At 45.7% G+C, this 23,958-nt stretch carries 17 protein-coding genes; 4 read left to right on the plus strand and 13 right to left on the minus strand.

The annotated features are described in order from the left end of the window. Position 1: 1 nt before the first annotated feature. The 6 genes from AC6H1S_RS15235 to lacZ all read right to left on the minus strand — a co-directional run bounded on the left by AC6H1S_RS15235 (position 2) and on the right by lacZ (position 11,710). A complete protein-coding gene (locus AC6H1S_RS15235) occupies positions 2-1,246 on the minus strand; it encodes a DUF4934 domain-containing protein (RefSeq protein ID WP_497564143.1) in 1,245 nt (414 codons plus the stop codon). 108 nt (positions 1,247-1,354) lie between these two features. Next, on the minus strand, positions 1,355-3,397 hold the full coding sequence (locus tag AC6H1S_RS15240; protein ID WP_497564144.1) for a sulfatase-like hydrolase/transferase: 2,043 nt from the start codon (positions 3,395-3,397) through the stop codon (positions 1,355-1,357). A gap of 9 nt (positions 3,398-3,406) precedes the next feature. Continuing rightward, entirely contained in the window at positions 3,407-5,677 is a 2,271-nt protein-coding gene (locus tag AC6H1S_RS15245) for a glycosyl hydrolase family 95 catalytic domain-containing protein (RefSeq protein ID WP_497564145.1), read from the minus strand. A gap of 6 nt (positions 5,678-5,683) precedes the next feature. After that, a complete protein-coding gene (locus AC6H1S_RS15250) occupies positions 5,684-7,198 on the minus strand; it encodes a M60 family metallopeptidase (RefSeq protein ID WP_199137536.1) in 1,515 nt (504 codons plus the stop codon). Positions 7,199-7,341: 143 nt separating this feature from the next. Beyond that, positions 7,342-8,523 carry a glycoside hydrolase family 27 protein gene (locus AC6H1S_RS15255; RefSeq protein WP_497564146.1) on the minus strand — a complete coding sequence of 394 codons (1,182 nt, stop codon included), beginning with the start codon at positions 8,521-8,523 and terminating at the stop codon, positions 7,342-7,344. A 25-nt stretch (positions 8,524-8,548) separates the two neighbouring features. Then, positions 8,549-11,710 carry a beta-galactosidase, LacZ type gene (gene lacZ, locus AC6H1S_RS15260; protein ID WP_497564147.1) on the minus strand — a complete coding sequence of 1,054 codons (3,162 nt, stop codon included), beginning with the start codon at positions 11,708-11,710 and terminating at the stop codon, positions 8,549-8,551. Between the two features lie 208 nt (positions 11,711-11,918). Here lacZ and AC6H1S_RS15265 point away from each other — a divergent pair, with 208 nt between their 5' ends. Then, the gene (locus AC6H1S_RS15265; RefSeq protein WP_497564148.1) at positions 11,919-12,671 is read left to right on the plus strand and encodes a LolA family protein; all 753 of its coding nucleotides are present in this window, start codon (positions 11,919-11,921) and stop codon (positions 12,669-12,671) included. A 651-nt stretch (positions 12,672-13,322) separates the two neighbouring features. Here the strand turns inward: AC6H1S_RS15265 and AC6H1S_RS15270 are convergent. Further along, entirely contained in the window at positions 13,323-14,741 is a 1,419-nt protein-coding gene (locus AC6H1S_RS15270; RefSeq protein WP_497564149.1) for an MBL fold metallo-hydrolase, read from the minus strand. A 6-nt stretch (positions 14,742-14,747) separates the two neighbouring features. Beyond that, entirely contained in the window at positions 14,748-15,548 is an 801-nt protein-coding gene (locus AC6H1S_RS15275; RefSeq protein WP_497564151.1) for a DUF3108 domain-containing protein, read from the minus strand. 180 nt (positions 15,549-15,728) lie between these two features. Between AC6H1S_RS15275 and AC6H1S_RS15280 the strand changes: the two genes are divergently transcribed. From AC6H1S_RS15280 to AC6H1S_RS15290, 3 genes are all read left to right on the plus strand, one after another. Continuing rightward, complete coding sequence (locus tag AC6H1S_RS15280; RefSeq protein ID WP_199137529.1) at positions 15,729-16,748, plus strand: sensor histidine kinase; 1,020 nt, start codon at positions 15,729-15,731, stop codon at positions 16,746-16,748. Then, positions 16,745-17,458, plus strand: a complete 714-nt coding sequence (locus tag AC6H1S_RS15285) for a LytR/AlgR family response regulator transcription factor (RefSeq protein WP_199137528.1) — start codon at positions 16,745-16,747, stop codon at positions 17,456-17,458. The genes AC6H1S_RS15280 and AC6H1S_RS15285 overlap by 4 nt, the downstream gene beginning before the upstream one ends. Before the next feature lie 85 nt (positions 17,459-17,543). Continuing rightward, a complete protein-coding gene (locus AC6H1S_RS15290) occupies positions 17,544-18,722 on the plus strand; it encodes an MFS transporter (RefSeq protein ID WP_497564152.1) in 1,179 nt (392 codons plus the stop codon). Here the strand turns inward: AC6H1S_RS15290 and AC6H1S_RS15295 are convergent, their stop codons facing one another. From AC6H1S_RS15295 to AC6H1S_RS15315, 5 genes are all read right to left on the minus strand, one after another. Then, entirely contained in the window at positions 18,723-19,094 is a 372-nt protein-coding gene (locus AC6H1S_RS15295; protein ID WP_497564153.1) for an iron chaperone, read from the minus strand. Positions 19,095-19,195: 101 nt separating this feature from the next. Continuing rightward, positions 19,196-20,080, minus strand: coding sequence for a PorP/SprF family type IX secretion system membrane protein (locus tag AC6H1S_RS15300; protein ID WP_199137526.1), 885 nt, complete (start codon positions 20,078-20,080; stop codon positions 19,196-19,198). Positions 20,081-20,280: 200 nt separating this feature from the next. Then, on the minus strand, positions 20,281-21,183 hold the full coding sequence (locus AC6H1S_RS15305; RefSeq protein WP_497564154.1) for a winged helix-turn-helix domain-containing protein: 903 nt from the start codon (positions 21,181-21,183) through the stop codon (positions 20,281-20,283). Between the two features lie 137 nt (positions 21,184-21,320). Continuing rightward, positions 21,321-23,171, minus strand: coding sequence for an ATP-binding protein (locus AC6H1S_RS15310; RefSeq protein WP_497564155.1), 1,851 nt, complete (start codon positions 23,169-23,171; stop codon positions 21,321-21,323). Between the two features lie 242 nt (positions 23,172-23,413). Further along, a complete protein-coding gene (locus tag AC6H1S_RS15315) occupies positions 23,414-23,641 on the minus strand; it encodes a hypothetical protein (RefSeq protein WP_199137520.1) in 228 nt (75 codons plus the stop codon). Positions 23,642-23,958 lie beyond the last annotated feature (317 nt).

A 23,958-nucleotide genomic window follows, 5' to 3' on the forward strand; every position in this document is an offset into this window, starting at 1 on the left:
CTTAGTTTTTCTTAGGTTTTAACTGGATGATTACGGGATTGCTCTTTCTATTCTGCGTTTTAAAATAATCGGTTAAAACCGCATTATACTTCGGGTTTTTGCCGGCACTTTGTTCCTTAAAGGCAAACATGGCGAGTGAGGAATAACTGGTGTACAAATAGCTGTCTTTGTACAAGAGAAAGCCCCTATTTAGAAAATCATAGCCCACTCCAGAATCATTGATAGGCAAATAGAAGCTCTTTTCGTCGGGTTCGATATCATTCATAGACAGCAAAGCCCCGGATTTAACATTGTAGGCCAGCATATTCTTTTTTGCACCATTCCAAACGCCTAACCTAAAGAGCAGGTTATCGCCAATAAACATCACATTGCCAAGACTGTAAACCTTGCCACTGTTGTCTTGGAAGTACTTCGTGCGTTTTTTCTTGTAGATGGGATTGGTAACAAAATCATTGGGCAACGACATGTTCATCGGAAAGATCAGCCTGTAAGCGAGCGAAAGGCCATTGGCGTTGCCCTCAAAGATAGAATAATCGTAAAAGCGGGTAAACCAAAACCGGTCTCTTTGCTCGCTGAGCCAAAAATTTTCGCCTGCCCCGATAAAATCGTCATCGTTGTAGCGGTTGGTCTTGAAAGGGAAATAGGTTAAAATTCCTTTGTTTTTATTGTAGATGCCTACATCATACGATATCGAATCGTCTTTTTTGGCGATATAGTTAACCCGAACATAATTGACCTTATCATTAAAATATTTCCTGTTATCGGGCATATCTTCGGGCTTGACCTTTTTAACCAATTTCCCATTGATATCATAGTAAAAAAAGAACTTGTTCGAATTAATCTGGATATAGCCTACCCCATTCTCTTCCTGCAGGTTGAAGCCCCAAATGCCTTGTTCCTTCGAATCGGCATCGAATGGCAATTTGGACGCATCGATTTTGGTTTTGTACTTGCCGGACTTGGCAAAGATTAAAACAGCCTTGGTGTCGTAATCGAATATGACGTAATGGTCGTTTAAGATTTCGAGTTGGGCAATGGCGCCGAACAGGCTTTCTTTAGTGGTTTCTAGGGGCGTAAAGCTTACTTCGTCGAAAATTTCGGAGACTGGCGCACCCATGGCGGCGTTCGGGTCGATGCGCAATGTTTGTACGTGCGAGCTGTCGACCTTGGCAGTTTGGGCCAGAGCGTAATGGCCAAACAATGCACAGCACCATAGCCCTGCAACAGCGATTAATTTAGTTTTCATTTGGTTAGATGGTCCTTATTCTGTATGGTAAAGCTATTGTTCTGATCTGATTAAACAAAGCTCGGTTAACTGTTTTAACCTATTTTAATTAATTTCTTTTTCAATGGATCAATGGTATAAACTACCAACACCGATTGCCTTGGCACTTGCACCATCTTCGGCCCATAAAAGCTTGATGGTTTTGGCATCCTTAACGGTAAGGGTAAACGGATGGTAGCCTGCCTTGAGCCTGATGCTGCTCTGCAATTGTTTATTGGCCACATAGCCATAATCGGCATCTATGATTACCGCTTCGTGCAATCGCAAAAAGGCTTTGCCATTGGTGCTTAAAGCAAAAGTGTATAAACCATCACTGGCAACTTTGATATAGCCCGAAAACTCATAAACATTAGCTTTGGCTACCGGCTTAATGGTAATTTCGTTGGTTGTAACTGTACGCAGGACCGATAGGCCTCCGGTTTTGGGCACCCAAGCAGCTTTGTCGTTAAAGGCCTTCAGTACTGTTCCTGCTTGGGGTGCAGCCAGCGTTGTGGCAGGTACAAGCTCCTCGTCGTAGGGACGTTTGGCCTCTGCATCGCTTCTTCTCAGCTGCAATACCTTGGCTTTCATTTGTGCTTGCAACTGGGCATTGTCCTTGGCCAAATCGGTAGCTTGATGGGTATCGCTAACCACGTTGAACAATTGAAAATCATCATTGGCCGATTTGACGTTATACCGCAACCCTACAATATCGCCAAAGCGGATCATTTGCATTTGGTTACGCAACTTGCCTCTGTTGTTGGGTGCATACTCGCTGTAATTGGGGGTTTTGCCACTTTCAAAATACTCTGAATAGATTAAACTAGGGGCTTGCTTGCCTTTTTGCAACAACGAAGGTAACAGCGAAACGCCATCGGTAACCGCCGGTGCGCTTAAACCCGCCGCCTCCACAAAGGTCGGCATCCAATCGTACGAAATATTGGGCGAAGCCACTACGGTATTCGGTGCAATGTGTTTGGTCCATTGGGCAATGACCGGCATGCGCATGCCACCTTCCAGCACATCTCTTTTAATGCCATCAAAAGGGCCAAAACTGTCGAAGAAATTGGCTTCGTAAGGTACGTTGGGCTTAGGCAAGTAGGCTTCGATAGAAGGGCCGTTGTCTGAGCTGAAAATCACCAAAGTATGATCGTCTATCTTTAGGTCGCTCAGCAGTTTTAGCAAATCGCCAATTTCATCGTCGAGGCGTTTGGTGGTGGTGGCAAAACGTTTATAGGTGTCGGGCCATGGTTTTTCGGGTGTGGCCGCATTTTTATCGTCATCATAAGTGGCATGGGCATACAGCGGGTCGGTCCAGCTATCGGGTGTTCCATGCGCGGTATTGATCATTTCGCCAGGTTTGCCCAACCATTGCAATCCACCGTTTAAGCCCCCGCCTTGCGGATAGGAACCCGTTGGCTGTTCCAAAACTGCATGTGGCGTATCATAAGCCAAATACATAAAAAAGGGCTGATCGGCATTTCTTTTGGCCTGCTGGATGATCCAATCTTTGGCCTTTGCCGTCCATAAATCGCCGGTATAGCATTTGTCGAGTGCGGCCGAGACTTCGGTTCGGTTTTCCCAAACTTCTTTTTTGCCTCTGTAAATGCCCTCTTTGGGATAATGCTCGTGTCCATCCGAATGGCGCATGTAGCCATAAAAGTAATCGAAGCCTCGATTTAGCGGATGTGCCGGCCAGTCTTTGCCCGTTCCCTGCAAACCCCATTTGCCAATGGCTACCGTTTTATAACCTGCTTTTTGCAGCACGGTACCCAGCGTATGGTTGTTGGCCAAGGCCTTGTCGAACTGGTTGTCGCGTACGTTGGCATGCCCTTGGCTTTGGCCCAAAAGGATCGATGCCCTAGACGGCGCACAAACCGGTGCGGCGCAATAGCTCTGCGTTAAAATGGCTCCGTTGGCTGCCATTTGGTCCAAACTTGGCGTTAGGGCAAAAGGCAGGGCCTTATTGTTTTGCTGGGCCCGCTGGTTTTGAAAGAAAACCCCCACGTCGCCATAGCCCAAATCGTCGGTTAAAATAAAGATGATATTTGGTTTTTTCGTTTTTTGCTGTGCATAGGTTGGCCATGCCAGAAGCACAAAAAGACCAAGCAGGATAGGCATGTTTTTTTTCATCGCTGTTTCTTATTCATAACCATTTTCGAAGCTAATGCTTTCGCCTTTGTTTAGGTTTATCCGCGCCAAACCGTCTTGTCCAAATTTTACTCTTTTGGCGTCTATTTTCTTTACGACAGCTGTTTTAAAAGGCAGTTTGATGGCCAATAAACCACCCTGTTCTGCCTTAATACTAACTTTTGCCGGAACGCCGTTCTGCTTTTGGGCACTAACCAAAAAGGCGCCTTCTGCCCTCAGGTTTTCGAACGAAGCGTTTTTCCAATCGCGTGGCACGGCAGGAAAAACCTCAATATAGCCTTCCCTACTTTGCAGCAAGAGTTCGTTTACACCCTGCGCAAAGGCAAAATTGCCTTCCAGGGTAAAGGGCCGGTAGGTAAAGCCCGAATATTGGCCGCCTTTTTGGTCGCCGTTTAGGTGAAAGCTGTTAGGCGAACAGAAGTTGTTGGCAAAAATCTGTAACTGTTTTACGGCTTTATCGGCTTCGTAGGCACGGGCATACAATGAAGCCATCCAGCTGAACGAATAGCCACACCAGCCACGGGTGCCCTTTTCTTCAATGCGTTTTAGCGAATTGCTGATGCGCAACTTGTCTTCCCCGCGGTTTACATCAAGCAAGGCCAGCGGATAAATAGCCATGTATTGCGAAAAATGGCGATGTGAGCTGTTCAGGTTTTGGCCTGGGGCAATGGTAAAGCCCGTTTCGTTCACTTCGAAATCAGGCAGTTGCTTTAATACCGACAGCCAATGTTGGCTTTCGGCCGCTTGCCCGTTGGCCTGGCTCACCTCGGCGGCCGCCTTGAACAGGAATTTGCTCAGGCCCAAATCAAAATTGCTCCAGTTTAGAAACCAGGCATTGATGCTATTGTCGTTATACTCTGGACTTGAGCTTAACGGCAGTTTGCGTACGCCGTTTTCAACGTAAGTAATGTTTTCCAAATAAGTAGCGGCATCGTGGATGTAAGGATAGGCCCTTGTTTTCAGGAAGGCTTTGTCCATCGAGTACTTCCATTGCCAATAAAAATGCTGCGATGCCCAGGCACTTACCGTTGGCGACATCGAATATTGGATCCAACCACCCATGGGATCGCCATTTAAGGTAACCACACCGGGTACATTTAGGCCTTCTACCCCAAAATACTGTTTGGTGTAGGCCAAATTCTTATCCCTGATTTTCCATAGCCAATCGGTAAAGGTGGCGGCTTCGGCCAAGCGGTTGCCGGTATAGGCCGGCCAATAGCTGAGTTGGGTATTCAGGTCGTTGTGAAAATCGCCCTTCCAAGGAGGCAAGCTTCCGTTATCGGCCGTCCAAATGGCTTGCAGGGTAATGGCTGGCGCTCCTTTTCTCGATACGCAACCTAATTTATACAGCTCGAGGTAATACTGTTTTTCGAGCAAGGTATCTGGCAAGCTAACCGACGATTGCTTCCAGTAGTTTTTCCACCACGCCAGGTGAGTATCCCAGCCGGTTGGTTCTTTTACTTGGGTAGACAGGTTGGCCATTACCGCAGGCTTATTGCTGCTGATGGTCCATGAACCAATGATTTTATGGCCTGGCTGCTGCTGCCATTTGATGAGCACTTCAAAATAATGGCCATCGGCAGTTGGCTGATGGTAGACAATGCTGTTGGCGGTTTGCTTTACCGTGCCTTTGGCATAGCCCAGTTTGCCCAATCCCTGGCCCGCATGGCTATTATCATTGGTACCATTTGCGCTGGTGTTATAGTTGTGTACCATAAGCTGAGGCAAAATAGCGGCTGATTTGAGGTTTTCGAAACTAAAATAGCCTTCTGGTTTAGTGGCATGGATATAACAGTTAAATACCGTTCCGTTTTCAAATTTGATGGTATTGAGTGCCTCTTTGATGCTGAGCACGTTAGATTTCACCTTACCTAAGGCACTGATGTCGAACTCGATAGCCGCCGCAGGGAGCTTGGTCGGGTAAGGCACATTATCGTAAGGCTCATCGCCGATTTTTTGCACCGGACGGTAATCTTTTTTGAGCACTTGCTCTTTTACCCACTTGAAGTTGAGCTTGCTCATGTCGAGTGCTTTGCGTTCGTCCCACAAGTCGGCGCGGTCTAAAGAAAGTCGTAGTTTGTCGCCCTTTTGCCAAACCAAGGCGCCCAGCATGCCATTGCCCAAAGGCATGGCCTCATCCCACTTATTGGCCAAGTTGTTAAAAACAAGGTTGTGCTTGGTTTCGTTTTGCGCCCACACAACCTGCAACAGGCAACACAACAAGCCCAGGCATGCAATCTTCTTGATCAATAGTGCTTTCATAAGGATTTAATTCTGTGGCGGGAAGTTAAAAGGCATCCATTTTGGATAAACCGACAATTCCTTGTCTACCGAATCGCTTACCGGAATACCCCAGGTTTTCCAGAATGGCACCAGGTTTCTTTTCACAATATTGGAATAGGTTTTTACCCAAAGGTCTATTTTCTGCTGGTCGTTCATGCGGCCAATGGTTGGTCCCAGTTTTTGGTATTCCCTGAAAAAGGATTTAAAGCTTTCCCATCCAAATCCTTCCTGCATCTGGCGGAACATGATGAGGCCCAGGAATGGATCTTTCTTCCACTTTTCGTAGCTAGGCGCATCGGCAAAGTACTTTTTCATCTGCTTCTGTGTGTTCTCGCTCGAAACACCCGAGTGCGAATCGTCGTGTCCGCCCATCAACCGATCGAACATGTACAGCGAAAAGAAATTGTTGCTCACTTCGGTAGTGCCACCAAATACCCAGTTGAGGTTTTGCATGTTATGGCCGATTTCGTGAAAAAAGCCCCAGTTTGCACCACCTTTGCTCGGTTTCATCAACAATGCCGGATTGGCCATGATTTCGTTAGACAGCATTCGTTTGCTTGGCGAATGGTGAATCATAATCGGATAGCCACTGTGCATATAGCCGCCACCGATGTGCTCGTCGACCACCAGTCGCTGTGCCCTGTAAAAAGGCTGATTGATCTGTGCCAGTTCCATTTCGCCGGCTACGATCAAATTCCAGAGCTTCATCACTTCTGAAGGATTTTTAACAGTTTGCAATACCGAATCGGGCAAAGTTAAAATCACGCTTTCGGTTGCCATTTCGCCCCATGGAGCCTTGTTGTTTTTAAGCTGCTCGGCCCACTCCTGGTCGCTGGTTTTGCCCAATACAAACAAAGGCGAAGTGATGGCATGCTTGATGGTTACCTTAAAACTTTTGTTCGCGCTCTTTGGCGAAATGGAAATGTAAATCAAGCCACCAAAAGGCGAAGCCAATTTATTGCTGCCGTTTTTGAGTTCCTGTCTTTTGGTAATAATCGGCATGCGGCGCCAGTCTTCTTTACCGGCTACCCAAGTGTTGAGGCGGTCTGACTGCGAACCAATCTGCACGCTCACTTCCTTGGCATCAATGTCTTTTGGCAAAACCACTTCGATGTATTCGCCGGCAACGGCATACAGGCCAGTACTGTACAGGTTATTGGCCCAAGGGCTCGAGTAGCCCAGGGTGGAAACAATATCGACCAGGCTATCGGCTATTTTTTGATGGCTGATGGCCACTTCGCGGTCGATAAATTTATAGCCCGCTTTAGGTGCGCCAGGAAATATGGCGGCCGATGGATGGGCTTTGATATTTTTATAGTCGGTGCTTTTTAACGTATTGTCGCTCCATTCGCTAATGGCTTTTCTAAACTCGACATCGTCTTTAGACAAGGTATGCTGTGGCGAAATAAGCACAGTAGCCGGATCTTTGGTTGTAGTTTGCGCACTTGCCCCCCAGGCGAGCGCACAAGCAAAAAAGGTTAAGGTGAGTTGTTTTTTCATGTGGATGTAGCTTGTTTATTTTTGGTTCATTTGTTTGTTGGCTTATGGGTTTAGCTGATCGCGATTAAAGGTTACTTTTGAACTAACCCTTCCTTTGGGCACCCTTTGCCGAAAAGGAACTGCAAACGATCAATCGAGCATGCTTAAATTTTCTTCAGTCTGAACACTTTGGTTTCGTGCGTATCAACTTTTCCTTTCCATTGTTTGTCTTTGCCCAATACCTGGTGCTGCCACAAATCCCTGATTTCGTATTTGCCCATCAGGCCCAAATCGGCAAAGCTAACCTGTGCATTTTGGGCAGTTTCCGACCGGTTCAAAATCGCCACAGCAACATCGCCGTTGGCTAGGGGTTTTACGAAAATATTCCAGGTTTCATTCTTGATTTTGCGTTCGGCCTGCTTGCCCAATACATCTTGGTTGAGGGCCAGCACTTCTTCATTGGATAGGATTTTTTGAGTAGCACTGCTCATGTTGCGCAAATCGTTGCTCATATACAAGGGCGAGTTGAGCATGCACCACAAGCTCATTTGGCTCTGGTACTCGGTATCGGTACAGCCTTTGCCTCCCAAATCGCCCGAAGGCCCTTTATGGCCTTTGAGCCCGATAATGAGCATATCTCCGTCGTTCCAATGGCCCGGCCCCGAATATTGGCCAAGCTCGGCAATACGATCAACTACGTCCATTACGCCAACCGCATCAATGCCGTTGCCTTTATCTTTCCATTTGTCGCGCAGATCAAAAGTAGCACGCCAGCTTTGTCCGCCGGCTTGTGCGGCCCATTCCCAGGGTTTGCGCGGGCCCCATTCGCAAACGCCCAATACAATGTCCCTGCCCGATTTGCGCAGGGCATTGGCCATTTTAGCGTAACGCTTTTTGGCGGTTTCTACATCCTCTGGCGCCCCGCAATAATCGTATTTTAAATAATCAACGCCCCAAGAAGCGAAGGTTTTGGCATCTTGTTCTTCAAAATTCAGGCTGCCGGTATAGCCTGCGCAGGTTAGAGGCGCGGCATCCGAATAAATGCCCAATTTCATGCCTTTGGCATGCAGGTAATCGGCCAGGGCTTTAATGCCCGAGGGAAACTTTTTAGGGTCGGCAATGATGTTGTTTTTGTAATCGCGTCCGCCCTGCCAACAATCGTCGATAAAGATATACTGATACCCCGCTTTGACCAGGCCATTGGCCACCATCGCATCAGCCATTTCGCGCAGGTCTTTTTCGTTAACCTTATCGGCCAAAAGGTTCCAGCTCATCCAGCCCATGGGTGGCGTTGGTGCCAGTTTTGCTTCTTGAGCAAAAGCCTGAACACCAACAAATAATGCCATGATAAGAAATAATTTGGCTTTCATTTTATTTAATAGGTTTAATCCAATAGCTATACTCCTGATTTTGATAAGGAATTTGATATTCTTTCAAGGGCAACGAACCCCAACTGTCAATTCCCTGAACACCCAGCTGTTTCATGTCCATGTGTACATAAATCTGGTTGCGTTTAACCAATTCGCCAGAGTGGTATTGTTTCTTTTCGGCTTCCGGATCCAAATCTTCTACGGCATAAGGCAAAGCACCAAAACTCAACAGGCTATCGGCCACTTCAAAACGAAGGCCTTTGCCTTGTTTATCGGTAAAGCTTACCCAGCGCACATCGGTTTTGTTGCCGCTTTCCTGCGGACGGGCATAAGGGAAATACTGCTCGTCAACGGTTTGTTTGTAGGTGCCAATCAGCGAAGCGGTTTTTCTGTCCCAATAGTTTTCTCCCGGTCCGCGGCCATACCATTCGATATTGCTGTAAGCCTTGTTCAGTTGCAAATCGTTGCCGATACGCATCATGGTTCTATATTTTCCTTTAACCGCATCGAACTTGTTTTTAACCAAAATGCTGCCATCAGCCAATACTTCAAAAACCTGTGTGGTTACCGCGTCGCCGTTTAACAAGGTGGATTGAACGGTCAAGACAAATTTATCTGCGGTAGCATTTACCGTCGCTTTTTTCTGCGCTGGATCGGTGGTTTGGTACACATTGCGCCACATGCGCAACGATTTGTTTAGGCCGGCACCGATGTCGTTATCGGTTGGGGCACGGTAAAACCCTGGTTGCGGACCTTGTACCAACAATTCTTTTCCTTTGGAGACATAGCTACTCAACGTGCCTTTTTTCAGGTCGAAGGTGAGCGTAAAATCGCTGCCTTTGACGATGGCCTGATCGGCGGTTTGCTCCACTTTAAGTGCATTCTTCACTTCGGCATAAGTGGCCGTTTTTGGCGCACCCGCCCAAACAAATTGGTCGGTAGCTATTTCGTAGCCTTTTTCTAAAAATGGTTCCTCGGTTTTTAAGCGATAGCGTACGGTGAGGAAATATTCCTTGCCTGTTTTGGTTTTAGCTTTAATAGGTAAGGTAAAGGTTGTAGATTGACGCGGACCGATATTGAGCGTTGGCAAGGTGCCTGTTTCAATGAGCTTGCCATCTTCCAACAACTGCCAATCCAATTGCATGTTGGCAATATCGCGGAAGAAATAGCTGTTATTTACGCTGATTTGGTTGTTGCCCAAATAGCTGGTCTTGATAAACTGATAAACCTTTTTGGCTTCGATAGCCATCGGAGTTAAGCCACGGTAAGCGGTTACCACGCCTTTTACGCAGAAGTTGTTGTCGCTAAAATCTTCGTTAACCGGGCCCTGCAACGGGAAATCGCCACCATAGGCCAAAATGCGTTTGCCGTTTTTAACGGTATCAATGCCTTGGTCTATCCACTCCCAGATAAAACCGCCTTGTAGTTTCGGGTGGCTCTCAATAGCATCCCAGTATTCTTTAAAATTACCCAAGCTGTTGCCCATGATGTGTGCGTACTCGCTCATGATCATTGGGCGCTCGCTCTTGCCGTTCGAGTACCTGACTAACCAATTCGGGTCAGGGTATTGCGGTACGATCATATCCGTATTGAAGTCGTTTTCGGCACGCTCATACTGTACCGGTCTGCCGTCTTTTTGTTTCAGCCATTCGTAGCCTTCGTAAAAGTTGACGCCATTGCCTGCTTCGTTGCCCAGCGACCAGGTAATTACCGAAGCGTGGTTCTTGTCGCGCTCGTACATCCTGGTAATGCGCTCCAAATGCGGTATGCGCCATTTTTTATCGTTGGCGAAAGTGGTTTCCAAGCTATAGTAACGGCCATGCGATTCGATGTTGGCTTCGTCAATTACGTATAAACCATACTCGTCGCAAAGTTCCATCCAATAAGGATCTGGCGGATAATGCGAGTGGCGAACGGCATTGACGTTGAGCTTTTTCATCATTTCCATGTCTTTGCGCATATCGTCGTGGGTTAGCGTATGGCCCTGCGTAGCATTGTGCTCGTGCCGGTTTACGCCTTTTAGAAAAATACGCTTACCATTTACCAGCAAATCGCTGCCTTTAATTTCTACCGAACGGAAGCCCACGCGCTGCGGAATTACTTCGAGCACTTCGCCATTTTTGTCTTTCAAGGTAATGTATAAAGTATAGAGGTAAGGGATTTCGGCCGACCAGGTTTTGATGTTGCTGATTTGGGTTTTAAAAGCCACATTGCTCTTGTAATTGCCCAAAACCGCTTTGGCGCCTGTAGCATCTTTCCAAACCGTATTGCCTTTGGCATCCTGCAAATCGAGGGCTACATAAAAGCTGTCGGGTCTGCTGTGGTTGGTGCGTTGATCTATTTTGTAGTTTTCTACGGTCAGGTTTACATCCAACAAGCCGTTGGTGTAGGTTGGGTCTAAATTGCCGATGACCTTGAAATCACGTACGTCTATTTTTGGGGTCGAGTAGAGGTAAACATCGCGTTCGATACCCGAAATGCGCCACATATCCTGGCACTCGAGGTAGCTGCCGTCGCTCCAACGGTAAACCTGTAAGGCGATGGTGTTTTCGCCTGGTTTTACGTAGTTGGTAATATCAAATTCGGCAGCCAGCTTGCTGTCTTCGCTGTAGCCCACTTTTTTGCCGTTTACCCAAATAAAGAAGGCCGATTTTACGGCACCCAGACTGATAAATACCTGTCTGTTTTTCCAGTTTTCAGGGATGGTGATTTTCCTGCGGTACGAACCCACCGGATTGTTGTCTTCAGGAATATCGAAAGGAGGATTCATCCTGTTGCCAGTTAGCTTGCGACCGGCAAACTCGTAAGGCTGGTTCACATAAATAGGTAAGCCATATCCGTTTACCTCCCAGTTGGCAGGCACTTTAAAATTATCCCATTTCGAATCGTTGAAATCGGGTTTGTAGAAATCCAAGGGGCGTTTGCGTGGATCTTGTACCCAATTGAATTTCCAGGTACCGTTTAAGGAGATAAAATAAGCTGATTTTTCTTTGTTTCTTTTGCTGGCCAATTCCTTGTTTTCGTAGGCAAATGCCGAAGCGCGCATGGGCATGCGGTTAAGCGACACCACTTCTGGCGTTTGCAGTTCGGAAGGCAGTTCCTGTGCTTTGGCCAAGTGTACAAAAAGCAGGGATAAACAAAAAATAAGGAGACTTTTTTTCATAAATTTTGATGATATATTTAGGTTATTTGTGTTGTTCTCGATTTGGAGGCATGCCCAGCGCATGGCCACAGGCGAATAAAACCCAAGCGGGCCGACTGTTTTTCATGATGTAGGTTTTTGATAGCTAGAGGGGTCAAGTTCATCATTCTTCAATAAATACACAACCGTTCAGTTTATTTCGTAATTTAAAGCTAAACAAGCACTCAACATGTCAAAACTTCAACGCACACGTTTGTTCTGTGTAATTACGGCACTAATTTTTGGGGCATTAAATGCAGGTGCCCAAACTTTGAGCAAGGATTTTAGGGAAATCCATCAAAAATTTTACGGGAAATGGCCAAAGACCATCACATTTACGCAACAAACAGGGTTTTACAAGGCCGATACGTTAAATCGTACGCAAACCTGGTACGAAGCAGGTATTTTTCCACGCTTGTTCCGCATTGATTTTGGAGATCCGAAAGCGGGAAATGCCGTTATCTACCGAGGCGACACAGCCTACAACTTTAGGCAAGCCAAGGCCAGTCAGCCAGTGGTTAACCCCAACATCCTGATTTATTTGTTGGGAGGCATGTACTACGATAAAGCCGATGAAGTATTCAAAAAATTGGGTGCCGATGGCTTTGACCTTAGCAAAAGCTACAAAACCACCTGGAACGGACGCGTTGCCGTTGTTTTTGGCACCGCCAGTGCCGACAGCAGCAAAAGCCAGTTATGGTTCGACGCCAAGGACCATTATTTGGTTAGGATGATCCAACAAAAGGAAAAAAGCCGGCTGGAGTGCCATTTTGCTAAGCATCAGCTCATCAACAAGATATGGCATGAAACCGAAATCAAGATCTTTGCCAACAACCAGTTGATCCAAACCGAGGCGTACCACGATTTTAAGACCAATGTACCCTTGCCCGAAGCTTTTTTTGATCCGGCAAAATATGGCACCTGGCACTGGTTGCAGCAGTAGTTCGGTTAACCTGCAAAGAAGCACTACTCATATGTATCAAGAGCGGCCGGCTAACTTTTCGAGTCCGCACAATGGGCCGAAATTGTTGCCTCCCTCCTTCATTAAGCTTTCCGGGTAGATTTTGCCATGGCCAAAGGTGGCCCGTGGCAATGGCTGGGCATTTGTAAAAAAGAATATCAAGAGCGTGAGTTTTAAAGATTGCCATTTCATACACTAAAGATTTTAAACTGCCTATGTTATAGTCAGCTCATGAGCCAACCGCAGAGAAAAGACGCTATGCGCAAATGGCGATAGACTTATGCTTAAAAGCTTCTTTTACTCTGCGTATTCACACACGGCCGAAACATTATTTTTCGGGTGCTTATTTATTATAGTGAGAGATCCCCATCGCAAAAGTCCAAGTCTTCAGCAACTACACCGCCCGATGAGGGTTAAAATCCTATTTTTTCTGGAAACGTGCATAAACATCGGGGGCCAGTGTTGGCAATTTCACTGTAGCGATAGCCGTTCCTCTTTCAATCATTCGTGTCCTTTTTGCTGATCCAGAAAGTCTGCACGTATTTGGCACCTCTATGCTCGCTTTCGGTGCGCAACTTTAGCGCTCGTTGGTGCTCTTCACCAACGATTAGCGCATACCTGATAATAAAACAGTTATTGGTTTACCTTCAATACCTGTTGCCAATCGGTTAGTGGCACATGTTGGGCCACCATTTTTAACGGTTTGAGTTTTTCACGGTTTACCGCATCAATCACCTCTTTGGCATAAGCCGATGATGAAGTTATCGTTTGGATGTAATCGCTGGCCCAGAGCAACTGATCGGCCGGCAGGTAACAGGCCAAGGCGCCTTCGCTGCCAATGCCGTTTATCGGAAATATTTGCAGTTGGTTGTTGGCCAGCGCCCTAAGCTGCTCTACGGCTACGAATTTCAGTTTTACCGGATGCTTTTGTAGTTCGTCTGGCTGAAAAATCCATTTGCGAGCAACCACCTTTGCTATAAACTGCTTCGATGCCGGATGCGAGATTACGGTTGCTCCCTTGCTCACCCAATAGCGCATGCCCCCAATATGAGGCCAGGCCAAATCGGTAACCACCAGTACAAACTTATTGATGCCCGGAAATATTTTTTTAATCAGTTGTTCGTCTTGTTTGGCTCTTTCTTCGTTCAGGGTGGCATCCAACAGGTAAATGGTATCGCCAATGCGGGTAAATGTTTCGGTATACATCCTGTTTTTGCTCAAATAAGTGTTTTCGCTCACTTTAATCAGCATTGGCTGTTCAGAACTATACCACTCCAGGTTCACATGCTTAGGCCCTGTTGCCGGCAGGCTACCGATTTTGCTGAACAGGCTAAGCGAATCAGACATTTCACTTTTGCCTAGCGTACGATAAAACATTGGCTCGCCGTCTTCCAGCCTAAAGGCCGAATTGGGATAAAAACTGTTATCGGTTAGCTTCCAGTTGCTGTAAACCACTTCAATGTGTTGCTGGCCCCAAAGACTATGCAGTTCGTAATAGTCGAGTTTGATTGGAAAATAAGTTTTAGGATCTATAAACAAACGCTCTTCGCCAACGGCAGCCTTGCGCGCCAGTACCAAACGGTCAAAATCACGATACCGCTCATTTTTGACCTGTTTTACCTCCGGATCGGCCAACCAATCGAGCAGCACCATCCAAACATTCAGCTTATCGTACTCAAAATGGAAGGGCTTATAAACCGTATCTCTCACAAAATAATTTTTGCCGACGCCATTGTACACCACAACCGGGTTTTTGCCCGGGCCCGTACCCACGCGAATGGTATTTTGCTCCATGCGCTGCACATTATGCTGGGCACTGTACCAAACTTCGGCCTGGGTAGCGGTTGTGAAGAAAGGCGCATAAGTACGGTCGGATTGTTCTCGTCCCAAACTGACTTCATTATAGTAAAAATGAAATACTGGTTTTTTTAAGCGATCAAGGCCCATAACCGATTTCACTTTTTGCAAAATAGCCTGTGGCGTTTGCTGTGCGTTGGCCAAAAACGGAAAAAGCAGGACCAACAATGCATATTTAAAAGGATTTAATTTCATAGCTGTCTATTTTTTGAGAAAACGTGCATAAACATCAGGGGCCAGTGCTGGCAATTTCACTTTGTAGCGATAGCCATTTGGAAAAGCATCTTCTTCTTTCAATAATTCGTGCCCTTTTTTGCTGATCCAGAAAGTCTGCACGTATTTGGCTCCCCTATTTTCGCTTTCGGTGCGCAACAGCCAGCAATCTACTTTTTGGCCATCTAAAGTATGCAGCAGTTCGCTGCCGGTTACGGTATAGTTTACATATTTAGGCACATCAAAACCAGCATCGTAAAAATTAATGGCGAAGACTTTGCCCGCGGCCAAAGGCAACATTTCGAAAGTTTCGATATCCAGGTTCCAATTGAAACACGGTTGGTTAAAATCGAGCTTGAAGGCTTTTTGGGTATTTTGGGCAACGGTATCGGCTCCTGTAATGCCGGCAGCGCTCCAGTTAAAGGCTTTGCGCTTGCCTGCAACGGTTTCGGCATGGTAAATCGGCAGAAAATCTTTGGCCCGGTTTAGCGAATATACTTCGCGGTAAGTCGTACTGTCGCTGCCATACCAATGCTGACTAATGGCAAATACGTCTTCTCCATGTTTGTTTTCGCGTTTAATGTCGCGCAGCCAAAGCCAATATTTCAGGTCTTTTGGACTTTTCGGCATCTGAAAATAAACAAGATATTGTTTGAGGCCAGGTTTCAAGGCCGAGGTAAGCAGGCGCTGGTCTTTTAAGCGGATGGTATCTACTTTTTGTGCATGGGCAACAGACCACAGGCTGCCCATTGCAAGGGCCATACCCAGGGAAATCAACTTTTTCATCATTTTGCGTTTAATTGAATACCAAATGTTGGAATTGAAGTGTTTTTAATGGCATGCATTCAACCATATGGTAGATATTTTTAACCACAGCCCGGTTTTGTTGTATTGGTACATCGGTTTAAAATTAGGGGCAAATGGTTGAAGCCGCAGTGCAGCTTAAGTAGCAACTTTGTATATTTAGCAATGCATTTCCTAGACCCCAAGAAGGTAAATACGACACAGTTTCAATGGTTGGTGTGGACCGCCATCTTTCTGATCTCATTCTTCTCTACTTTGCCGCTGAGCACCATTGGCCAGTCTTTTGTATTCAACCTCATCAATACCCTATTTTATGCCCTCATTATTTACGGTAACATCAACTGGCTCTTTCCACGTTTTTACGAACGCAACCAAAAAACACTCTATGTAATTTTGGTAATCGTTTTTTTACTGGCTTATGGCATTTCGAAGGGCTATTTGGTCAATTATGTGTACAATACCTTTTTTGGCCACGACATGCCCGAGAAAACCACTTTTCTTCGCTTGCTCTACATCAGCATCAGTGGCTTGCTTATTTTTCTGCTCAGCTTCATCTTCAGGATTGCCCTGGCCTATTTCGGATTGAAAAAACAGACGGAAGAAATCCTGTTGCAAAAAACACAGGCCGAACTCAACCTGCTCAAATCGCAGGTGCAGCCCCACTTTTTGTTCAATACCCTCAACAACATCTATTACGAAGCTTACATTGAGGCGCCGAGAACCGCAGGATTGATTGAGCGTTTGGCCGATATGATGCGTTACTTTGTTGACGATAGCCCAAAAACAAAAGTCTTCATTTCCACCGAACTGAATTTTCTGGAGAATTACATCGAGCTGGAAAAAATCAGGATCAGGCATCAGATTGCCCTGAATTTTACAAAAGACTACGCTGACGATTATCAAATACCACCCATGTTGATGATGACCTTTGTAGAGAATATTTTTAAACATGGCATAGACAAAACCAGCGCCAACAATCAGGTTGATATTTCGTTGCTGCAAGAAGGCGACACCCTCATTTTCAAAACCATCAACACGGTAGCGGCAAAACCCGAGCGTACCGTGGGTTCGGGTATCGAAAACCTGCGCAAGCGCTTGGCTATTTTATACAACGACGATTTTGAGTTACGTACCGGCGAAGCCGAAGGCTATTTTATGGCTTACTTTAAAATTCCGATACAATGAGTTTAACCTGCATGATCATTGACGACGAGCCGAATGCAGTGAACCTGCTCGAAGTGCTGGTGAAGCAAACCACCGACTGGAACTTGGCTACCATCTGCTACAATGCGCTCGAGGCCTTGGCTTATTTGAAGGAAAATCGGGTCGATTTTGTCTTTCTCGACATCAACATGCCCATGTTAAACGGGATGGAATTGGCCGGTTTATTGCCTCCTGGCGTAAAAATTGTATTCACCACCGCCTATTCTGAACACGCCGCCGAAAGCTACAGCTACCAAACCATCGATTACCTCCTTAAACCCATTACGCTGAAACGCTTTCTATCTGCCATTCAGAAAATAGAATTCTATTTTGACAAGCCAGAACCTGCAAAGGCATCCGAAAACGGAATGTTGCAGGACGAATATTTCTTTGTCAAATCGGGTAAAACCCTAAACAAAATCCACCTCGAAAACATCCTTTATTTTGAAGGCGAAAAAGAGTATGTGCGCCTGGCCACAGCCAACGAGCAATTGCTGGTTTACAAACGGCTAAAAGAAGTAGAAAGCCTGTTAAAGCTTCCTTTTGTAAGGGTACACAACTCGTACATCGTGAACATCAGGCAGGTTGATAAAATACAGGATAACCACCTTTACCTGGGCAACAAGCAAATTCCGATTAGCGACAAGTTCAGAGATCATTTTATGGCCCTGATCAAGCTGCGGACTTTTTAGGAAAAGCACTTGCGAAGTTTTAAAACCTGGAAAGTGTATTTACTTCATGATTTCCCTAAATTGCGTTCAAATCAAGCACCCGATCATGCCTCTTGCCAAGCCACCTGTACCCAAATGGATTTTGCCCACGATTGTAACGGCGCAGTTCTTTTGTACTTCTTTGTGGTTTGCAGGCAATGCAATTATAGCAGATATTGCCCAGGCCTACGAAGTTAAGACCAGCTATTTGGGTCATTTGGCCAGCGCGGTGCAGCTAGGCTTCATTGTAGGCACGCTGGTATTTGCCCTGCTCGGTATTGCCGACCGCTTTTCGCCCTCGAAAGTCTTTTTTATTTGTGCGCTTATTGCGGCGATGGCTAACCTGGTGATGGTACTGCCTGGATTAGGTGCCAGTGGCCTGATTTTATCAAGAGCTCTTATAGGTTTCTTTTTAGCGGGGATTTATCCGGTGGGGATGAAAATTGCTTCCGATTATTATCAGCAAAGCTTGGGCAAATCTTTAGGTTTTTTGGTAGGCGCCCTGGTTTTGGGCACTGCTTTTCCGCACCTGCTCAAAAGCTTGCCTGCCTTGAAATGGCAATATGTGGTTTATGCCACTTCGCTGCTTGCTGTTATCGGTGGCTTGTCCATCCGGTTTTGCGTTGCCGATGGCCCATACCGCAAACCAGCGCAACAATTAAACTGGCTGGCATTTTTAAGGGGCTTTAAAAACCAAAATTTTAGGTCGGCTGTTTTGGGGTATTTGGGACACATGTGGGAACTGTATGCCTTTTGGGTATTTGTACCGCTGATGTTGGCTAACTACCAACAACATTATCCGCAACTGCGCTTGCCTATTTCGTGGCTTTCCTTTTGCATTATCGGTATTGGCAGCTTGGCCTGCGTAGGCAGCGGCCTGCTCTCCTTGCGCCTGGGAACGAAAAAAACAGCCATCATGGCCTTGGGCATTTCCTGCACCTGCGCCTTGCTTTCGCCTTTGGTATTGTTAAATTCGTCGTTACCCTTACTGCTGTTCTTTTTATTGGTTTGGGGAATCGCTGTAATTGCCGATTCGCCTTTGTTTTCTACACTGGTAGCTCAAAATGCCGACGAAGAATGGAAAGGAACAGCCTTGACCATGGTTAACTGCATGGGCTTTGCCACCACTATTGCCAGTGTGCAACTGATCAATGCCCTGCTAACCAATCAAAATGCACAATACATTTATATGGTGTTGGCCATTGGACCAATTTTGGGATTAATTGCCCTTTTCAGAAAAAAATAGCTATTTCTTTTTGCCCGCCAGCTTGTCCAGGTTTTTCTGCATCCGGTATTTGACCATCCGCGCGATGAGGCTCAAAGGCATGGGTTGGTCTATCGGAAATTGTACCGAACCTTTGCCCTGTTTATAGGGCGCCAGTTCTTGGGCAAAATCCTCATGCGCACCCGGTGTGGCATAAAAGCCGACGTGATTTTTGTAGCCTGCAAAATGCACCAGGTTGCCGTGGAACACAAAAGTTGGAATAGCATATTTAATAGCTTCGGTGGCTTCTGGGGCGGCTTGTGCGATGGTTGTGCGTACTTGTTGCAATATGGCCTGCACATCTTGAGGGAAACCGGCAATGTATTCGTCTATGTCTTTCGCTATGCTTAGCATGACTAAATATACCAAACACACCGCTATCAGCCAAACTCAGGTCATTAAAAAAGGCAAACCGCGTTAAACGATTTGCCTTTCTGCCTTGAATTAAACTAGGCTTATTTACCAAATTTTATCCTGAGATAAAGTTCAAAATTGCCATTGGTATAATTGCTCAATTGCGAAGTATTGGTGGTGTACAAGCCACTGATCAGGTATTTTCTTTTGTAGTCCATACCCAGGCCAAAAGTTGCATTTTCGGTACTGTGGTAAATAGCCGAAAGCAAAACCTGTTGCTCAAAAACCGATAGCTGTGCACCCGCATCCCAAATGTCCTTATAGCCCTCAACCATTCGGTAGGCTACCAAAGGTTCAAGCAGTTCTCCCTCCAGTCCTGTACCTGCCAATGGAATTTTATAGCTTACCGCCGAGTAGAAGCGCGAAATATCAGCCACTTTCGAACCATCACGGTTAAACAGCTTGTTCAGGTTAGGCAAGGAGGCACTTACCGTTAAACGATCGTTGGTATAGGCCACGCCAAAATCGCCATCGATATAGGTTTCGCGGTCGTTGTACTGGCCCACCAATACATCGTTCGGATTACCGTTAATATCGGAAGTACTCAAACGCTGATTGGTAAAGCCCAGCGAAACGCCAAAATTCAGCTTGCTTTTTTCATTAAGTGGCAAATGATAGGCGTAACTGGCCAACACCTTGGTTTGACGCTGCAAACCGGCTTTGTCGTTGTAAACGTTGAGGCCCACGCCCGAACGCTGAAAGCCATAATCGAAGGTAACAGCCTGCGTTACGGGAGCACCTGGAATATTGTTCCACATGCTTCTGAAGCCTACATTCAGGTTTATGCCGTGCTCAAACCCTGCAAAAGCCGAATTGGTTTGATAACGGTTATAATAATACTGCGATGAGAGGGGATCTAATTGCGCCTTGCTGGTTAAAGCAGCGCAAATGAGTGCCAGAGCGGTTAAAATATGTAATTTCTTCATCTGAAATAATTAGTCGTTTGTTTATTTGCTTTCACGTACAATTTGGTGAAACCTTTTTCTTCAGTTTGCCTCAAATCGAGTCGTAAATTATCACCAGTTTTTACAATTCTGCTAATTTATAAGATCGTGAATTTCTGCTTTCCTATTTTTGTAAAAAAGCCATTACAATGACGCTGTAGCACTTTTAGCTCTAGAATTGATTAATCTGGATCGATAATTTCCAGCTTATAGCCCTTGCCATGGATGTTCACCAAACTCACAGCCGGATCGTCTTCCAGTTTTCTCCTCAGCTTGGAAATGAAGACGTCTAAACTACGGCCAACAATAACTCCTTCATCTTCCCATATTTCCTTTTGCAGCCTGCTTCTTGCTACAATGGTATTTGGAGAAGACGCAAAGATGGCAAGCAGCTTGCTTTCTTTAAAGGTAAGTTCGGTTAGCGTTTCGCCTAAAACCAGTTGCCGTTTTTGCGCATCGAATAAGGTAGCGCCTATTTTAAAATGATTTTCGCCTGTAATTTTTGCATTCTTTTGCCTGCCCCTCGTGTTTGCGGCGCGAAACAGCAGCAACCCGATGAAAGCCAACATGGGCAAACCCCCAATCAGGTAGCTCTTTTGCGCCACAGAAATCATTGGGCTTTCAAACTTAATATCAATAAGGTAACAACCTTTGGGCTGTACCCGGCCTGTGCAAGGCACAATGTTATTAGATTGGTTCTTAAAAACCATATATCCAAATATCACCTCCCTAGCTACGCAGCTGCGTACGTTGACCATATAATTAGTTGCCAATTCGTCTTTAGCCAATGTTCGACTAATAATTTTGATCAGTGAATCAGGCTGAAAAGCAAACTCGTTCTCAAACCTGAGCTCATATTCGTTGTAGCCTATTTTCTTTACCGGCAATACCCTCGAGGTATCATCGCCAGCATGCAGCAATACTTCATGCCCAATTTTGCGCAGCAGGATTTCTTGTTTGTCCAGGTCGAAGCCATCGTTTTTGCCGAGGCTAAAAGCCGTACAGATTACCGTAGTGAGCAACAACGCCAACAAGCCTAAAATGTATTTGTTGCTGGTAGTTGCCAAGGTTTGAAAGGTACCCATAAACTGATTGTTTGATTTTACAAAGTTTACAATTTTATTTTACAATAATTGGCTTGGCCTACGTTGCGCGGATGGTTAGGCTTGCCGAAACCAATTGAAGCCGACGAGTTTCCAGTTGCTTTAAGCCTAGGGTTTCGCTAAGCTTTAGCCTCAGCTAACTTAGTGGGTAGTTCTACAAAGAAAGTTGTACCGCTTGCCTCGTTGTTTTCGAACCATATCTTGCCGTTGTGCGCCTCCACAATCTGCTTTGAAATGGCCAGGCCCATACCAAAAGGCTGTTCGCCAGCAGTGCCCGGCCTTTTGGCTTCGGTAAACAAATCGAATATCTTTTCACCCATTTCGGCTGGGATGCCAATACCTTCGTCTTTTACCAAAATGCGGATACCCAGTTCGTTTTTAATCATCTTGACCTTGATTTTGGCATCATTTGGACTGAATTTAATGGCATTGGCAATGAGATTGCTGATTACCCTCCAAAGCTTTTCCCTGCTGGCCGACAAGGTTGCGGGCACGGTTTCTAAGCTCAGCTGCTGCTTTTTGGCCTCGGCTTTGCTGTGCAACAGGGAAACGCAATACTGCAACATCTCTGCAATATCAACAGGTTCTTTCTTAAGCTCTTCGCTGCTAAACTGCAGCTGCAACAGGTTATCAACCAATTCAAGCGAGTGCTGCCCCGATGTTTTCATCAAATCGAGCATTACCCGATCTTCTTCAGAGCGGTCTGGCTCATCTAACATCAATGTGGCAATAGAATACATCCCTCCTATCGGGTTGCGCAAGTCGTGGGCTACAATCCGCATCATTCGGGTATTGTCTGCCTGACTTTGCTCCAATGCACTCAATGCTTCTTTCATCTGGCTGTTCTGCTGCCTGGTGCGCCGTAAATGCCTGCGTACCGAAACTACCGTAGCAATAGCCAACAAAAAAGCCACACCAGCCAATATCGATAAAGCTACCTGATAGGCATAACGGCTTTCTAGCGACTTTACCTGCTCGTCTTTAAGGGCATAATCGATGTAGTCTATCCCCGATTCGCTGTTTCGCTTGGCCTCAATGTCGTGGATATTGATCAGCTTTTTACTGTAAATAGCGGCTGTGGCCTGATCGCCACGCGTGTCGTAAAAATCGAATAGTTTTCTGGCCAGCAACTCGCTATAGTATTGGTATTCGTTTTGATCGGCAATAGCCATGGCCTGTTTGTAGTAGGCTACGGTTTGATCGGGACTAGTGGCTTCCAATTGCTGGGCTATGTCCAAGAGCATATCCATTGATACGTAATAGAGCTTTTTATCGATGGCGGCCGTAATGGTTTGGTTCAGCAAGGCCAGTCCTTCGCTGCGCTTGCCATGGCTAATCAGGTCATCGGCAATTAATTGATCAATGGCCAACAACGACCGCTTGTCGTTGTACTTGGTGGCAATGTTTTTGGCAACCTTGATGTAATTAAGGGTAGTTGAGCGGTCGAAATGTGTAGGATAGGACAATAAATAATTGTAAATAACCAGGGACCTGATCGAGTCGCGCTGCAGTTTTTTGGCCTGTTCAAAAGTCTGGCTAAACCGCTGAATGGCTTTATCGTCTTTGCCCATTTCTTGGTATACCATGGCGATATTCATCATGGCCTGTATGCAGTTGCTCGAATCGGCCAGTTTTTTGTATACCGTATAGCCTTCATTATAATAGCGCAAGGCCAGTTGAAAGTTGCCTTTGATATCAAAGAAAACGCCGAGGTTGTTCATGGCATCGGCTTTGCCCTTGGCGTAATGATGGCGGTCGGCAATTTCGCGGGCCTTTTTGGTATAATAAAAGGTACTATCTACATTTTTCTCATACAGCAGCATGGCCATCCTGTTTAAGGCATCTACATACCGGAGGCTATCGCGGATGTTAGGCAAGGAAGCCTGGATATTTCTGAGCTCGGTAGCTTGCGCAAGACAAAAATTCGAGGCAAGCAGCAACAAACAGGAAAACAAGAGCCTCTTTTTCATATGATTAATATTTGCTTTAAAATAAATTGGCAACAGAAGCTTACTAAAGCACGTTCATCCAGTCTATATGCTCGGTTGTCATTGACTTTTGGCTACAGACTAATTTAAGCATTTGCGGAGATTTCAACACATATTTAACTATAAATTAAAAACCACCTCCTCAGGGGAAGTGGTTTTTAGCTTATACTTGGGCAATCACGAGGTACCTATTTATTTAAAGCTGGAACAAGAACATGCCAGGCTTAGCCGTTTTCATCATTTGGCGCAACGGTTTTACCATGTCCTTCACTAGGCTTGGCAGTTTCTGGTTGCGAACCTTCTACCGCTTTGGGCGTAGGCGCAGTGGTGGTTCCATTGGTGCGCTCGTCTTCCAGATGGGTCGTGCTATCTATATCGGCCTGGTTTCTTTCCCTTTTCTGTTCTTCTAAAGCATTTTTACCCTTGCTTTGTTGCTCATTTTGATTGTTCATAATGCCTGTATTTAGTTTTACCATAAAGGATTCGAAAAATTGCCATTTATAGTTACGGCCTTATTCCGATTTCCCTATTCAATAAGCAACAATTGGCCCTAAAAGTTTTGATTGATTTAAAATCAGCGGTTTAAAGCAGACTAATTCCTGAAACCGGAAGTGTCAGACCCACATTTTTCTTAAAAAATTGGAAAAACAGGATACGTCTTCAAAACCCAACTCGAAGGCGTACCACCTCTAAAATTGTGTAGCATAAAAGCCAACCGAATCTGCTGATTTGAAATTGGCTTCTACCAGCCATACTGCTTAATTAAAAA

Source organism: Pedobacter sp. TM02 (assembly GCF_059705275.1).